We start from the raw sequence: 15,202 nt of genomic DNA, 5'->3' as shown, positions 1-15,202 counted from the left end.
CCATGGCGGGAACGCAAACCCCTGCGGTGCAGGTCGTCGTGCTGAACTGGCGCACGCCCGAGTTGTCGCTGAATGCGGCCGATGCCGCCTTGCGCGAACTGGCGGAGATGGACGGCGGCGTGACCATCGTCGACAACGATTCGGGCGACGGCTCGTTCGAACGGATCCGGGCCGAGGCGGCGGCGCGCGGCTGGCCTGCCGACCGCGTGGCGGTCGTGCAATCGGGCTGGAACGGCGGCTTCGGCGCCGGCAACAACCACGGCATCCGCCAGGGCCTGCCCGACGGGCGGCGGCCGGATCTGGTCTATCTGCTGAACTCGGACGCCATTCCGCAACCGGGCGCGATCCGGGCGCTGGTCGACTATCTCGGCCGGCACCCGGAGGCGGGGATCGCCTGCTCGCGCCTGCGCGGCACCGATGGCGAACCGCACCTGACCGCCTTTCGCTTTCCCTCGGCCGCCGGCGACTTCGAGGCGGCCAGCCGCAGCGGCCCGGTGACGCGACTGTTCCGCGACCGCGTGGTGGCCATGCCGCAGCCCGTGACATCGGGTCGCGTGGACTGGTCTGCCGGTGCGTCCATGATGATCCGCATGGACGTGCTGGACCGGATCGGGTTGTTCGATGAAGGTTTCTTTCTTTATTTCGAGGAAACGGACCTGTGCCGGCGCGCCGCCGATGCCGGATGGCAGACGCATTACGTCGTCGAAAGCGAGGTCGAGCATATCGGCTCGGCCAGCACGGGGATGAAGACATGGCAACGGGTGCCGGATTACTGGTACGACTCCCGCCGCCGCTATTTCGAAAAGCACCACGGCCGTGCGGGCGCCCTTTGGGCCACCGCGGCGAACCTGGCGGGCGAGGGGGTCTGGCGCCTGCGCTGCCTGGTCCAGCGCCGCGACACCGGGGTTCCGCCGGGCCATCTGGGCCAGCTGACGCGCCACGCCTTGCGTCGCCAGCCAAGGCCGGTTCATGTTGAAAAGGGTAAGCCATGACGCAATTTTCCGCGATTCTGGTCGGTAACGAGCTGCTTTTGCGCCACGCGGCCGAGACCTTGCTGGCCCGCGGGCACAGCATCGCCGCCGTGGTGACGCGCAACCCCGAATTGCAGGCCTGGGCGCGCGGCGCGGGCCTTGCGGTCGAGGACCAGGACGCGCCGATGCCGGCGGATGCGCCCGCGGCCGACTGGCTGTTCAGCGTCGCGAACCTGTCGATCCTCAAGCCCGAGATGCTGGCGCGCGGGCGCAAGGGGGCGATCAACTTCCATGACGGCCCCCTGCCGCGCCTGGCGGGGCTGAACGCGCCGGTCTGGGCGATCATCGGGCAGGAACCGCAGCACGGCGTCACCTGGCACATGATCGAGGGTGGCGTCGACGAAGGCGACATCCTGGCGCAGGTCCTGTTCGACATGCGCCCGGACGACACCGCGCTGACGCTGAACGCGCGCTGCTTTGCCCGCGCCGCCGAAAGCTTCCCCGAGGTCGTGGCCCAGCTTGAGGGCGAAGGCCCGCGCCGGGTGCCGCAAGACCTGTCGCAGCGCAGCTACGTTGGTCGCGACAAGCGTCCCGAGGCCGGCGGGGTCATCGACTTTTCCCAGCCCGCCGGGCGCATCTGCGCGCTGGTCCGGGGCCTGGACCACGGTGGCTACTGGAACCCGCTGACCGAGGCCAAGGTCAGGCTGGCGGACGGGCGGCTGCTGGGGGTGACGGCCTCGGCCGGGACCGAACCCGCGACCGCCGCGCCCGGCACCGTCCTGGCCCATCATGGCGAGATCGCGACCATCGCCACGGGCGACGGTGCGGTCCGGCTGATCTTTCGCGGTGATCTGCCCACCCTGGGGACGGTGATCCCGCCGCTGTCGCCAGAGGGTCGCGCCCATCTGACGGCACTGGCCGAGGCGGCCGCCCGCCACGACGGCTGGTGGCGCAGGCGCCTGGCCCGGATGAGCCCGGCCGTCATCCAGGGCGAGCCCTCGGGCCGGGTGGAGCGGATTGCCTTGATGCCCGGAGCCTCGGACCAGCGGGTGGCGCTGGCCGCGGCGCTGCTGGGGCGGCTGGCCGCGCAGCCGCAGTTCGATCTGGCGCTGCTGCCCGCCCAGACGCCGCGCGACCCGCTGGTAGCCGGCTGGCAGCCGCTGGCGGTCGAGGCGCGTTCGGCCATGACTTTGGCCGATCTCGCCGCGCAGCTTGCCGACCGGCAGGCCGAGGCCGGAAAACGGGGATACTTCCTGGCCGACCTGATCCAGCGCGCGCCCGAATTGCGCGATGCGGCGACGCCCGACCTGGCGATCAACCTGCGCGACCTGGAACCCGTTGCGGGCGCGGCCCTGACTGTGGCCCTGACCGAGGGTGGCGCGGCCCTGCTGCACGACCCGGACCGCGTCAGCCCGGCCCAGGCGGGTCGCATCGCCCGCGCCCTGGACGCCGGCCTGGCTCTGCCCGGCGACACGGCGTTGCGTGACATCTCGCTGCTGGACGCGGCCGAGCTGCGGGACCTGCTGGTGACGCGCAACGACACCCTGGTGGACGTGCGCCTGGCCTGCATCCACGAACTGATCGCCGAACGGGCCTCGGCCGATCCTGATGCGCCCGGCCTGATTTTCGAGGACCGGGTGCTGACCCGTGGTCAGCTGGACCGGGCGGCGAACGCGCTTGCTGCGCGGCTGGTGCAGATGGGCGTCGGTCCCGACCAGCCGATCGGGCTGTTCGCGAAGCGCTCGCCCGAACTGGTGATCGGCGCGCTGGCGATCTGGAAGGCGGGCGGCGCCTATGTGCCGCTTGACCCCGACTATCCCGCCGACCGGATCGAGCTTTACATCCAGGACAGCGGCGCCCGGGTCGTTCTGGTCCAGGACGGGCTTGCCGACCGGCTGCCGACGCATGGTGCACAGGTTGTGACCATTCCGACCGACCTGCCGCATGGGCTGGTCGCCGCGCCCGCCACGGGCGTTCAGCCGCAGAACCTGGCCTATCTGATCTACACCTCTGGCTCGACCGGCCGGCCCAAGGGGGTGATGGTCGAACACCGCAATGTCGCGAACTTCTTCGCCGGCATGGACGCGGTCATTCCCCATGCCGAGGGGGACGGCTGGCTGGCCGTCACCAGCCTGTCCTTCGACATCTCGGTGCTGGAAATCTTCTGGTCGCTGGCGCGCGGCTTGCGGCTTGTGATCGCGGGCGAGGAATCGCGGCTGGCGGTGTCCAGCGCCCCCGCCCAGCCGCGCCGCGACGTGCAGGGCGGCATGGCGTTCAGCCTGTTCTATTGGGGCAACGACGACGGGCCGGGGCCCAAGAAATACCAGCTTCTGCTGGATGGCGCGCGCTTTGCCGACCAGAACGGCTTCGTCGCGGTCTATACGCCCGAGCGCCATTTCCACGCCTTTGGCGGACCCTATCCGAACCCCGCAGTGTCCGGTGCGGCCGTCGCGGCGGTGACAAAGAACATTTCCGTGCGCGCCGGCAGCTGCGTGCTGCCGCTGCATCATCCCGCGCGGGTGGCCGAGGAATGGGCGGTGATCGACAACCTGACCGGCGGCCGGGCGGGACTGGCCATCGCCTCGGGCTGGCAGCCGGACGACTTTATCCTGCGCCCCGAAAACGCGCCGCCGACCAACAAGGCGGCGATGATCCAGGGCATCGACCAGCTGCGCCGGCTGTGGCGCGGCGAGGCGGTCGAATTCCCGCGCAAGGATGGCACACCCTTTGGCGTCGTGACCCAGCCGCGCCCGGTGCAAAGGGACCTGCCGCTGTGGATGACCGTCGCCGGCAACCCCGACACCTGGGTCGAGGCCGGGCGTCTGGGCATGAACGTCCTGACCCACCTGCTGGGCCAAAGCATCGACGTGGTGGCGCAGCGGATCAAGGACTATCACGCGGCGCTGCGCTCGGTCGGGCATGACCCGGCGAACTTCACCGTCACGCTGATGCTGCACACCTGCCTGGCCGAGGATCGCGAGACGGCGCGAGAGATCGCCCGCGAGCCGATGAAGAACTACCTGCGCAGCGCGGCCGCCCTGGTCAAGCAATATGCCTGGGACTTTCCGGCCTTCCGCAAGCCCGAAGGGATGACCAACCCCATGGCCATCGACCTCGGCTCGCTCAGCGAGGAGGAACTGGACGGCATTCTGGAATTCGCCTTCCTGCGCTATTTCGAGGATTCGGGCCTGTTCGGCTCGCTGGACGATGCCATTGCCCGGGTCGAGCATCTGAAGACCATCGGCGTGGGCGAGGTGGCCTGCCTGATCGACTATGGCATCGCGCCCGAGCAGGTCGTCGCGGGCTTTCCGCTGCTCGCGCGGCTGCGGGCCGAGGTGAACCCGGTGGAGGCCGAGCTTGACCCGCGCGATTTCTCGATCGCCGCGCAGATCCGCCGGTGGAAGGTGACGCACCTGCAATGCACCCCCAGCATGGCGCGGATCCTGGTGTCGGACCCGGTCGTGGCCGATGCCATGGCGGGGCTGAAATGCATGATGGTCGGGGGCGAGGCGTTGCCCCCCGCGCTGCTGGCCGATCTTCGCAAGGCGACGGGCGCGCGCATCCTGAACATGTATGGCCCGACCGAGACGACGATCTGGTCCACCGTGGCCGACGTGACCGAAGCGGCCGAGGTGACGCTGGGCCGGCCCATTGCCAACACCCAACTGTATGTGCTGGACCCCGAGGGCGTGCCGGTGGCTCCGGGCGCCCAGGGCGAACTGTGGATCGGCGGGCACGGGGTGACGCGCGGCTATTGGCAGCGCCCGGACCTGACCGAGGCGGCCTTCCGCCCCGATCCCTTCGTTCCGGCGGATCGCGGCGCGCCCTGGGGTGCGCGGATCTATCGCACGGGCGATCTGGTGCGCTGGCGTGACGACGGCGGGCTGGACTACATCGGCCGCGCCGATCATCAGATCAAGCTGCGCGGCTTCCGCATCGAACTGGGCGAGATCGAGGCCGCCCTGGCCGACCAACCCGGCGTGCGCGAGGCCGTCGCCCTGGTCCGAGAGGACACGCCCGGCGACAAGCGCCTGGTGGCCTATGTGACGGGCGATGCGTCGCTGGCGGAAAAGGCACTGCGCGAGGCGCTGGTGGCGCATCTGCCCGCCCATATGGTGCCGGGCCGGATCATCCGGCTGGACCGGATGCCGCTGACCCCGAACCGCAAGATCGACCGCAAGCAGCTGCCGGTGCCGGGCGCCGCTGGTGCCGCCCCCGCCGCGACCGCGGTCGCACCGGCCGTCGAGGCCGCGGCCGCGTCCTCGGCCGCCGCTTCCACCGAGGAACTGGCTTCGGCGGTCCATGCGCTTTGGTCCGAGGTGCTGGGCGTGCCCCAGATCGGCGCACGGGACAATTTCTTTGCGCTTGGCGGCCACTCGCTGCTGGCGATCCAGCTGCACCGGACCATGCGCGACCGTCTGGCCCTGCCGCGCCTGGGGGTGACGGACATCTTCCGCTTTCCGGTGATGGGCGATTTCATCCGCCATGTCGCCACGCTGGCCCCGGCCAACAGCGCCTCGCCGGTGCCGGCGTCGGCCCCGGTGGGCGCGCCAGCGGCTCCTGCCGCGGCGCCAGCACCCGCCGCCGCCGCAGAGACGCCGTCCGGGCAGGGCGGCGACGATGCCATGGCCCGGCGCCGGGCCTTGCGGGCGCAGCTGCGCGGGGGCCGGTGAACCCCGAACAGGCGCTGCGCGATCTGGCGCTGCGCCTGATGCCGCCGGGTTTCGGTTGCGCTGTCCTGTCCTTGGCGCAGGACCCCGATCCGCTGCTTCCGGCCGAGGAGGTGGCGATGGCGCGCGCGGTCGCCAAGCGCCGGCGCGAATTCGCCTTGGGCCGCATGGCCCTGCGCCGGGCCTTGGCCGAGGCGGGCCACGAGAGGCCCGCGTCCGTCCCGATTGCGCAGCGTCCGGACCGACGCCCGGACCTGCCGCAGGCGCAGCGCGCCAGCCTGTCGCACAGCGGCGCGCATTGCATCGCCATCGCGGCCCCCCCGGGCGGGCCTTGGGTTGGCGTGGATATCGAACCCCTGGACCGTGCCCCGCCCGAAGGGTTGTCCGAGGTGGTCATGCCCTATCGCATGGCAAACCCAGCCCCGCTGCTGGTCTTTTGCGGCAAGGAGGCGATGTTCAAGGCGCAATATCCGGCAAGCGGCCGGATGCTGGATTTCTCGGCCGTGCCGGCGGTGGTGCGCGGCGACCGCATCCGGGCCTGCCTGGGGCATCGCCTGATCGGCGGCCGCTGGGGCGTGGCCGCTGGCTATTACCTGGCGATCAGCCTGTGGCGCGGGTGAACAGCGCCGCCAGCCGCCGGGCCGATTCGCGAATGTCGTGACGGGCCGTGACCCGGGCCAGGGCCGACTGCCCCATCTCGGACAAAGCCTGCGGCGCGCAGGCGGCGGCGTCCAGCATCGCCTGGGCCAGCGCATCGGCATCCCCCGCCGGAACCAGCCAACCATCCTGTCCGGGCCGGACCAGTTCGGGGATCCCGGCGATATAGGTGCCGATCACGGGGCGGGCGCGGGCCATGGCCTCCATCAGCACGACGGGCAGGCCCTCGGCAAAGCTGGGGGTGACCAGGACGTGGGCCGCGTCGATGGCGTCCCGGACGCCCGTTTCATCCTGCCAGCCCAGCAGCGAGACCGCGGGCTCCATGCCCTCGGCCGCGATGACCTGCTGGACCAGCGGGCGCAACTCTCCGTCCCCGACCAGCGACAGGCGCAGGGCAGGGTTTTCGCGCCACGCCTGGGCAAAGGCCCGGATCATCAGGCCAAAGCCTTTTTGCTCTGCAAAGCGGCCTACGGCGACCAGGTGCAGCGGCCCCTGTGGCATGGGCGCCGGGTCGCGCCAGCGGTCCAGATCCAGGCCGCAATGAACGACCCGGACCTTGTCCAGGTCCGCCGAATCGGCCCAGCGATACATCTGGGACCGGCCAAAGCTGCTGACCGTCACGCAGAACTCGGACAGGGCCAGCTTGCCCCCAAGGTCAAGGGGCTGGGGGCGGTCGAACTCCTCGGGCCCATGCACCGTGAAGCTGAAGGGCGGCCCCCCCAGCAGCCGCGAAAAACCCGCGACCCGCGCAGAGTTCGTGCCGAAATGGGCGTGGATGTGCTGCAAGCCCAGGGCCTTGGACCGCGCCGCGATGCGGGCGCCTTCGGCCAGATAGATCAGCTGCCGCGCCAGGCTGGATTCGCCCGCCTGCGCTCGGGCATGGGCCCTGGAAACGGCACGGCGCAGTTGCCCGGCATTGGCGCCCGCCGCGCGGGCCAGGTCGCCCAGCAGGCGCGGGCCGCCCGCCTCAAGGATGCGTTCGGTGCGGTCGTGTTCCTGGCGGTCGGCCGGGTCCTTCAGGGCTTGGGCTTCGCCCCGCATGGAAAACCGATGGATGTCGAAACCCAGGGCTTCCAGCGCCGCAATCTCACGCCGGATGAAGCTGTGCGAGGGGCGGGGGTAGGTGTTGACGAGATAGCCGATTCGCAAGGCTGTAAACCTTTATCAAACACCCGAGGCACGCAGAAGCGGCGATTTAAGCTGGTTTCTGCCTAGCAAACCACGCCGTTAGGCGAATCCAGGCCTTGATAGGCCATGATACGAAAAGAGTAGAGATTCCGTAGCATTTCGGGTTTATATTGGCAAGACAACCCTGAGTAGGTCTTGGAGGCTCCGCTGAGCGGCATTGTTACCATAGCAATCGTGATCGCGATGGTCTGCGCCGCCTGGGGCATGTTCGCCCTTGAGTTGTCGCTGCTGGCGGCGCTGGGGCTGTATTCGCTTAGCGGTACGCTGGCGCTGCTGTTCCTGGCATGGCGCCGCTATCGGTGCATGGAATATCACGAAAAATAGAAAAGGGCGGCCAAGGCCGCCCGATCGTGGCTTAGTAGCCGGTGCAGCGCACCACAACGCCGACTGTTCGCGCGATGATCGACAGGTCCCCCGCGAAGCTGAGGTCTGCGGCATATTTCGCGTCGAAGGTGGCCCGGGCGGCAAACGTGCTGTCGTTACGATCCGAGATCTGCCACAGCCCGGTGACGCCGGGCCGCAGGTGGTAATAATCCGCGCCAGGATACAGCTGCGCCTGGTCCAGCATCATCGGGCGCGGGCCCACGATGCTCATGTCCCCGATCAGGACGTTCCACAGCTGCGGCAGTTCGTCCAGCGAGGTCTTGCGCAGGAAGCGCCCGGCCGGGGTGATGCGCGGGTCCTTCTTCAGCTTCTGGGTCGCGTCCCATTCCGCCTTTGCGGCCGGATTGGCGGCCAGGTATTCGGCCAGGCGCGCATCGGCATCGACCACCATGGTGCGCAGCTTCCACAGGCGGAAGGCGCGGCCCGAGCGGCCCACCCGCATCTGCGAATAGAAGGGCTTGCCACCCTGGAACGCCACGATCAGCGCCAGGATGAGGACGACCGGCAGGACGATGGGCGCTGCCAGAAGAAGCGCCGCGATATCCAGCGGACGCTTGATGAAACGGGCATAGGCAGAGCTTACGCCGACGGGTTCGGGAGTTGCGGTGGAAGTGTTTTGCAGAATGGAAACAACGGGGTCCAAATCAGCTTGCGCAACAAAACTATGGATGTGCTGCATTTCTTTAACCTGTGTAATCGGTACATCGGGCAGTATAGCCGCGACTTTTAATAAAACTAGAACGAAATGCTGTGTTGCCCAAAAGGATAGGTTGGTTTGTTTTCAAAGACTTATGAATGTTTTTGGGCTGAGGCGCGGACCCGGGCAGCATGCCCCGCTGCAAAGCCTCGGTTGCGTTTGAAAAGTTGAAACAACCTTGAATTGAATTGGCTTGTCGCGGGCCGGCCATTCCCCCACACTCGCCAGAGTCGGGTTATCAATTTGGAGTTGTATTTTGACGAGTGTCCTGCAGTTTCTTGCCGAGGGAATCACGGCTTTCTATCTGGGTCACAGCCTTGTCAGTCCCACCCTGCCCGAGATGATGCGCGACGTGACCAAGGCCACGATCCAGTATCAGATCATCAACGGCGCGCCCCTCGAGGTGCAGTGGAAGGAAAGCGCCGTGGCACAGGGCGTTGATGGGCGCTCCTGGATCCCCGACCATCCGGTCGACGTTCTGGTGCTGACCGAACGGGTGCCGCTGGCTCCGACCATCGAATATCACGACAGCGCGGGCTATGCGGCGCGCTGGGTCAAGCTGGCGCTGGACGCCAACCCCCGCGTGCAAAGTTATCTTTACCAGACCTGGGACGACATCGACGACGCGCAGACCGGGACGACCCGGACCTGGCGCGACCGGATCCTGTCGGATCTGCCGCAATGGCAGGGGATCGTGGACAAGGTCAACGGCGGACTGCCGGCGGACGCCGCGCCCATGCAGTTGATCCCGGCCGGCCTGGGCATGGTGCGGCTGCATGACGCCATCGCCGAGGGGCGGGTGCCCGGGGCCGATTCCATCCGCGACTTCTTTCGCGACGACATCCATCCGACCGATGCCGGTTTCTACTATGTCACCATGATCCATTATGCCGTCCTGACCGGGAAAAGCCCGGTCGGCCTGCCGCGGCAACTGATGGGCGAATACGGGGCCTATCCCCCGGTTCCCAAGGATCAGGTCGAGGTCCTGCAGCAACTGGCGCAGGAAACGGTCGCGGCCTTCGACAAGCCCGACTAGCGGCCGCGTGCCCAGTCCTGGTCGTTGCGGCCCAGCCGCACCGCCAGGGCGACGGCGGCATAGGTGGCAAAGCCCAGGGGATCGGCCGCGGCAAGGCGCAGAAGCTCGACCTTGCCGGGGCGGACATGGCCCTGGCGCGACAGCAGTTCGGGGTAAAGCCGGCCAAGCTCGGCCACGCCATTGTCCTGGCGGCGGCGGACACGGACCAGGGTGCCGAAGCCCTCGACGATGGTCCAGTAGAAGGGCTCGTCGATCAGGATGCGTTCCGATTCGTCGAATTGCAGCCGGGCGTAGGTGTCGTCCGAGATGATCTGCGGGAACGCCCCCCAGCGGGCCCGGCCCGCGGCATTGACGCCGTACTGGCCGGCCCCCGTGACCGTCCGGGCGACAAAGGGCAGGGTCTGCCAGAACCGGCCGTAGCGGCGCGACACCCAGCTTTTCGCGGGCGCCACGACCAGCCTGCCGCCGGCATAGCGCGGCTCGGGCACGTCCAGCACCTCGATCATGCGCGACAGAAGGCGGGGCGCCATCCGAAGGTCCGCGTCCAGATAGCAGCGGATGCCCGGGCCGGCGCAGGCGTCGCCGTGGTTCAGCGCGCCGATCTTGCCGCCTTGGGCCAGTTCCTCGACCCGCAGCGACCAGCCGCGTCGGGCGAAGTCGTCCGTGCGGGCGCGGGCGCGGTCGGCAGTATCGTCCTGGCAGCCGTTGGCCACGACGATGACCTCGACCGGCCCGGCGTAGTCCTGGGCCAGCAGATTGTCGAGGCAGCCGTCGATATAGGCCGATTCGTCATGGGCGGGGATGATGATGGTGCAAGGGGTCATTTGTATTCGATCAATCCGGCGCGGCGGCCTGCCAGGCGGTTCAGGTGGAATTCCAGCAATCCCCGCGCCTCGGCGAACTTGCCCAGCATGGTCATGCCGGCCCGGCGCCAGCGGTCGCGGGGGTTGGGGTCGCGCAGCGCCATGCGGGCGACCTGCAGGGGATAAAGCGCCAGCAGCAGCCAGGCCCAGGGCGTCAGCAGCGCGCCCAGAAGGATGGCCAGGGGCAGCGCCAGGGCCCACAGGACCGCGCGCCGCGTCTCGCGCCGCCAGAACCCCTCGGGTCCATCGCGATAACGCCACGAGACCTCGGCGAAGGCGTGCCCGGCGCGGCGCGACCGACGCCACCACTGGCCAAAGCGCGTCATCGCCGCGTCGTGGATCGTCATGGGCGCGTCCAGCCGCCGGATGGTCCAGCCGGCCCGGGCCATGCGCAGGCACATCTCGGGCTCTTCGCCGGCGATCAGCGTGGGATCGAAGCCGCCGATGTCCGTCAGCGCCGCGCGCCGGACCAGCATGTCGCCCCCGACCGCGCGGGCGGGGCCCACCGGCGTGTTCCATTCGTCGTCGCAGATGCGGTTGTAGATCGAGCGGTCGGGGAACAGCTCGCGCCGGCGCCCGGCGACGATGGCCAGGCGCGGGTCGGCGGCCAGCGCCGCCAGCGCAGTGTCGATCCAGCCCTGCTCGACCTCGCAGTCGCCGTCGACGAACTGGATGAAATCGGCCTCGGCGACCAGCGCAAGGCCCGCATTGCGCGCCCGGGCGGCGGTAAAGGGACGCGTCATGTCCAGCCGCACCACCTCGGCCCCCAGCGCCTCGGCCCGGGCGGCGCTGTCGTCGGTCGACCCGGAATCGACATAGATCACCCGCCCGACCTGCGGCAGCAACGAGCGCAGGCAGCGCATCAGCCGCTCGCCCTCGTTCCGGCCAATGGCGATGGCTGTGACCCGATTCGCACCCGCGCAGGGGAATTGCCGAGCATTGTCGTGATCTGGACGGTTTTCGGTTGTCGCGCTCATGGCGGGGACGTTACCATGCGCGCAGCGGCAAAGTCATCGTCCCGGTGCGTGGCTTGTGTCGTCGTCGTTCTACCAGAGGCAGAGGGGCCACAGGGTGCAGGCCGAAACAGGAAAGACACCGGACGAGACGCCGGCCGGCGTTTCTGCGCTTGCGCCGGCGCGCCAGCCCGTCTCGAGCAAGTTCATCCGCCGCGAAGGCGCGCGCGCCTCGGACGACGACCACGCTAAGGTCATCGCCCAGCGTTTCTCCATCCTGCGCACACGCCTTCTGCGTGAAATGCGCGACCGGGGCTGGCGCAAGCTGGCCGTGGCGCCGCTGACCCGTGGGGCGGGGGCGACCTTCGTCACGGTCAACCTGGCCCTGGCCTTGGCTCGGCAGAAGCACACCCAGGTCATGCTGCTGGACATGGACCTGGCGCGGCCCGCCATCGCATCGACCCTGGGCATCCCGGGTTGCGATTCCGTGTCGGCCACGCTGACGTCGGGTGGCGCGATCGGAACGCTGATCAGGCTGGTGGAAGAGGCGCCGAACCTCTCTGTCCTGGCCCCCGGCCGGGCCGAGCCCGATGCGTCCGAGATCTTGCAGGACCGTGGTCTGGCTCAGGCGCTCGAGTCGCTGGTCGAGGCGATGCCCGCCGAGGGGATCGCGCTGATGGACACCGGGCCCCTGCTGGCCGAGGACGAGGCGCTGGCGACGCTGCCGATGGCCGACGCGATCCTGCTGGTGGCGGACGGACGACGCAACACCGCCGCCAACATGGCCGAGGCGCAGCGGCTGCTGACCGGCATGCCGCCCGTCCTGGGCCTCATTTTGAACAAATCCGAAGACTGACGAGCGATTAGGGATTCAGGCGTTTGGGACCAATTCAATCTTTGGCCGACATCATCTCGATGATCCGGCGGCGCTTGCCGCTGATGCTGACGGTGGTGGTGCTGGGCATCCTGTTTTCCTTCTATCTGATCGTTTCCTCGCCCCGGGTCTATGAGGCCTCGGCCGTGATCCAGATCGACATGCCCGCCGCGGTGGACCCGGGGGGCGACGCCTCGCTGCCCGCGTCGCAGCGGGTGCAGCTGATCGAACAGCGGCTGATGGCGCGGGAAAACATCCTGGACGTGATCGACCGGCTGGGCATGTTCAAGAACACCCCGGGGATGAGCGATACCGACAAGATCGCCGCGGTGCGCAGCTCGACCCGCATCAACAGCGTCGCGGCCCCGGGGGTCGCGGCGGGTTCGCGCATGTCGCTGGCGGCCATCATCATCACCTCGCAGGCCGAGACGGCCATGATGGCGGCGGCCATCGCCAACGACTTCGCCGACAGCGTGGTCAGCCGCGACCGCGAAAACCGCGAGGCCCGCATCGTCGAGGCCCGCAACTACCTGATGCGCGAGGAGGCGCGCCTGGGCGAGGCGCTGGCCGTGCAGGACCGCCGCCTGGCCGAGTTCAGCACCCGCAACGAGGACGCCCTGCCCAGCTCGCAGGAGTTCCTGCAGACCGAACTGGCGCAACTGGCCGAATCCGAAAACACCCTCGATCGCGAGATCATGGCGCTGCAACGCAGCCGCCTGGGGCTTGAGCGTCCGAGCCTGACCGCGGACACGCGGGCCTCGGCCACGCTGGTCCAGCAGATCCGCACGGCCGAGATCGAACTGGCCCAGGCCCGGCGCACCCTGGCCCCCGACCATCCCGAGATCGCGCGGCTCGAGGAAAACCTGCGCCGCCTGAACGCGGGCGACGAGAACAGCTCGAACCTGACCGAGCGCGAGGCGCAGCTTTACGACAGCCAGCTTGAACAGCTGGCCCAGCAAAAGAACCGCGTGCAGGAGCGGCGGAACGAAATCGACCGCGCCCGTGCCCGCGCGCCCCAGGTCGCCCGCGACCTCGAGGCGATGACGCGCGAACAGCGCCGGCTTCAGGACCGCTACGCCGAGATTTCGCGCCAGTTGGCCCAGGTCGAGACCCAGCAGCTTCTGATGAACAACGACCAGGCCGAACGCTTCGTGATGCTGGAACGCGCCCTGCCGCCGGAATACCCCGCCATCTCGAGCCGCAAGAAAAAGGCGGCCCTGGGCGCAATGGGCAGCATCGGCCTGTCCTTTGCCATCGCTTTCATCCTCGAGTTGATGAACCCCGTCCTGCGCCGGACCGACCAGTTCGCCCGCGCGACCGGCACCCGCCCCGTCATCGCGCTGCCCTATCGGCCAAGCGCCCGCGACCTGCGGATGCGGCGCCTGCGGGTGCTTTACATGCTGCTGCTGCTGATCGCGGGGACCTTCGTGGCGCTGTGGCTGCTGGGCTGGATCCCGGGCCTGCCCTCGCCGGCCGTGGTGCCGGCCCCGACCGCCGGCATGGGCTGAGGGAGGGCTGGAGATGAGCGACACCTCGACGGACGCTCCGCGCAAAAGCTTCGCCTCGCGCGCCTTGGGCAGTGGGGCCTGGTCCATGGCCAATTTCGGCCTGGGCCAGATCATGCGGCTCGCCTCGAACCTGGTGCTGACGCGCATTCTCAGCCCCGACGACTTCGGCCTGATGGCCCTGGTCGGCAGCTTCCTGATCGGGCTGAACATGTTCAGCGACATGGGGCTTGGCCCTTCGATCATGCAAAGCAAGCGGGGGGACGACCCGGCCTTCCTGGACACGGCCTGGACGATCAAGGTCATCCGCGGCTTCATCATCTTCGGCACGGCCTGCGTCCTGGCCTGGCCGCTGGCGCTGTTCTACGACGCGCCGCAATTCGCCTGGGTCTTTCCGGCTGCCGCGATCTCGATGCTGGTGGGCGGCTTCTTTCCGACGCGCATCGACAGCGCCGGGCGACACCTGCAGATCGGCCGCCTGACGCTGATCGAGCTTGCCAATCAGATGATCGGCATCCTGATCACCATCGCCGCCGCCCTGATCCTGCAAAGCGTCTGGGCGCTGGTCTGGGGCCAGGTTCTGGGCGCCTTCGTCCAGCTGGCGCTGTTTCACTACATGCTGCCGGGCCATGTCGACCGCTTCCGCATGGAAAAGGCCGCACGGGACGAGATCGTCAAGTTCGGCAAGTGGATCTTCTTCAGCACCATCTGCGGCTTTCTGCTGTTCCAAGGCGACCGGATCATCCTGGGCCGCGTGCTGACGCTGGACCACCTGGGCATCTACAACATCGGCCAGTTCCTGGCCACGGTGCCGGGCCTTCTGGGCACGGCCATTGCGGGGCGGCTGTTCATCCCGATGTACCGCGAACACCCGCCCGGCGACAGCGCCGCGAACTTTCGGACGCTGGCCCGCACCCGGGCGGCCTTTACGGGCCTGCTGATGGTGGTGGCGATCGTTCTGGCGCTGATCGGGCCCTGGCTGGTCGATGCCCTTTACGATTCGCGCTATCATCGGGCGGGCGGCATCCTGGTTGCCATCGCCTGCATCCAAATGCTGCTGATCATCCCGCTGAGCTATGAGACGGCTGCCCTGGCTGCGGGCGATTCACGGGCCTTCTTCGTCATGCAATCCAGCCGGGCGCTGATCTATTTCACGCTGGTCGTGATCGGGGCTTGGCTTTACGGGCTGATGGGCCTGCTGGCGGCGCAGGCGATCGCGCAGCTGTTCTGCTATCCGGTTTCGGTCTGGATGGCACGGCGGCAAAAGGCCTGGGACCCGCGCCACGACATCGCCGCGACCGTGCTGGCCGTCCTGGGCGCGGCGCTGGCCCTGACCTTGCATCGCGACGTCGTCGTGGCGGCGCTGCTGGTCTGATCCGGCGCCCGTCCGGGCGCCGTTAACCC

General features: G+C 68.6%; 12 protein-coding genes. 8 read left to right on the top strand and 4 right to left on the bottom strand.

From position 1 onward, the window contains the following. Window positions 1–2: 2 nt before the first annotated feature. Genes BU28_RS0104380 through BU28_RS0104370 form a run of 3 tightly spaced genes read left to right on the top strand, consistent with a single transcriptional unit; the run spans window position 3 to window position 6,261 of the window. On the top strand, window positions 3–992 hold the full coding sequence (locus BU28_RS0104380; RefSeq protein WP_028718382.1) for a glycosyltransferase family 2 protein: 990 nt from the start codon (window positions 3–5) through the stop codon (window positions 990–992). Next, window positions 989–5,644 (top strand): MupA/Atu3671 family FMN-dependent luciferase-like monooxygenase, encoded by a 4,656-nt coding sequence (locus tag BU28_RS0104375; protein ID WP_028718381.1) that lies wholly within the window; start codon window positions 989–991, stop codon window positions 5,642–5,644. Before BU28_RS0104380 ends, BU28_RS0104375 begins: the two co-directional genes overlap by 4 nt. Further along, the gene (locus BU28_RS0104370; protein ID WP_028718380.1) at window positions 5,641–6,261 is read left to right on the top strand and encodes a 4'-phosphopantetheinyl transferase family protein; all 621 of its coding nucleotides are present in this window, start codon (window positions 5,641–5,643) and stop codon (window positions 6,259–6,261) included. The genes BU28_RS0104375 and BU28_RS0104370 overlap by 4 nt, the downstream gene beginning before the upstream one ends. On the opposite strand, the gene BU28_RS0104365 is transcribed toward BU28_RS0104370, so the two are convergent. Further along, window positions 6,242–7,447: a glycosyltransferase family 4 protein gene (locus BU28_RS0104365; RefSeq protein WP_028718379.1), complete on the bottom strand. Its 1,206-nt coding sequence runs from the start codon at window positions 7,445–7,447 to the stop codon at window positions 6,242–6,244. The two genes, BU28_RS0104370 and BU28_RS0104365, sit on opposite strands and share 20 nt — an antisense overlap. A gap of 174 nt (window positions 7,448–7,621) precedes the next feature. Between BU28_RS0104365 and BU28_RS25235 the strand changes: the two genes are divergently transcribed. Next, window positions 7,622–7,810 carry a hypothetical protein gene (locus BU28_RS25235; protein ID WP_028718378.1) on the top strand — a complete coding sequence of 63 codons (189 nt, stop codon included), beginning with the start codon at window positions 7,622–7,624 and terminating at the stop codon, window positions 7,808–7,810. Window positions 7,811–7,841: 31 nt separating this feature from the next. Here the strand turns inward: BU28_RS25235 and BU28_RS0104355 are convergent, their stop codons facing one another. After that, window positions 7,842–8,549 carry a sugar transferase gene (locus BU28_RS0104355; protein WP_028718377.1) on the bottom strand — a complete coding sequence of 236 codons (708 nt, stop codon included), beginning with the start codon at window positions 8,547–8,549 and terminating at the stop codon, window positions 7,842–7,844. A 274-nt stretch (window positions 8,550–8,823) separates the two neighbouring features. Here BU28_RS0104355 and BU28_RS0104350 point away from each other — a divergent pair, with 274 nt between their 5' ends. After that, window positions 8,824–9,603, top strand: coding sequence for a hypothetical protein (locus BU28_RS0104350; protein WP_028718376.1), 780 nt, complete (start codon window positions 8,824–8,826; stop codon window positions 9,601–9,603). Here BU28_RS0104350 and BU28_RS0104345 read toward each other — a convergent pair. Together BU28_RS0104345 and BU28_RS0104340 are read right to left on the bottom strand one after the other, a co-directional pair. After that, window positions 9,600–10,427 (bottom strand): glycosyltransferase, encoded by an 828-nt coding sequence (locus BU28_RS0104345; protein ID WP_028718375.1) that lies wholly within the window; start codon window positions 10,425–10,427, stop codon window positions 9,600–9,602. The two genes, BU28_RS0104350 and BU28_RS0104345, sit on opposite strands and share 4 nt — an antisense overlap. Next, window positions 10,424–11,443 (bottom strand): glycosyltransferase family 2 protein, encoded by a 1,020-nt coding sequence (locus BU28_RS0104340; protein ID WP_081791269.1) that lies wholly within the window; start codon window positions 11,441–11,443, stop codon window positions 10,424–10,426. Before BU28_RS0104340 ends, BU28_RS0104345 begins: the two co-directional genes overlap by 4 nt. A gap of 94 nt (window positions 11,444–11,537) precedes the next feature. Between BU28_RS0104340 and BU28_RS0104335 the strand changes: the two genes are divergently transcribed. The 3 genes from BU28_RS0104335 to BU28_RS0104325 are packed head-to-tail and all read left to right on the top strand — an operon-like array spanning window position 11,538 to window position 15,173. Continuing rightward, a complete protein-coding gene (locus BU28_RS0104335; RefSeq protein ID WP_028718373.1) occupies window positions 11,538–12,275 on the top strand; it encodes a P-loop NTPase family protein in 738 nt (245 codons plus the stop codon). A 41-nt stretch (window positions 12,276–12,316) separates the two neighbouring features. Further along, window positions 12,317–13,801: a GumC family protein gene (locus BU28_RS0104330; RefSeq protein ID WP_028718372.1), complete on the top strand. Its 1,485-nt coding sequence runs from the start codon at window positions 12,317–12,319 to the stop codon at window positions 13,799–13,801. A gap of 13 nt (window positions 13,802–13,814) precedes the next feature. After that, window positions 13,815–15,173, top strand: a complete 1,359-nt coding sequence (locus BU28_RS0104325) for an oligosaccharide flippase family protein (protein ID WP_028718371.1) — start codon at window positions 13,815–13,817, stop codon at window positions 15,171–15,173. Window positions 15,174–15,202: the final 29 nt, after the last annotated feature.

This window comes from Paracoccus yeei ATCC BAA-599 (assembly GCF_000622145.1).
In the GTDB taxonomy this organism is placed as follows: domain Bacteria; phylum Pseudomonadota; class Alphaproteobacteria; order Rhodobacterales; family Rhodobacteraceae; genus Paracoccus; species Paracoccus yeei.
Note: the sequence above shows the minus strand (reverse complement) of the source record. Positions and strands in the feature narration are given on the sequence as shown.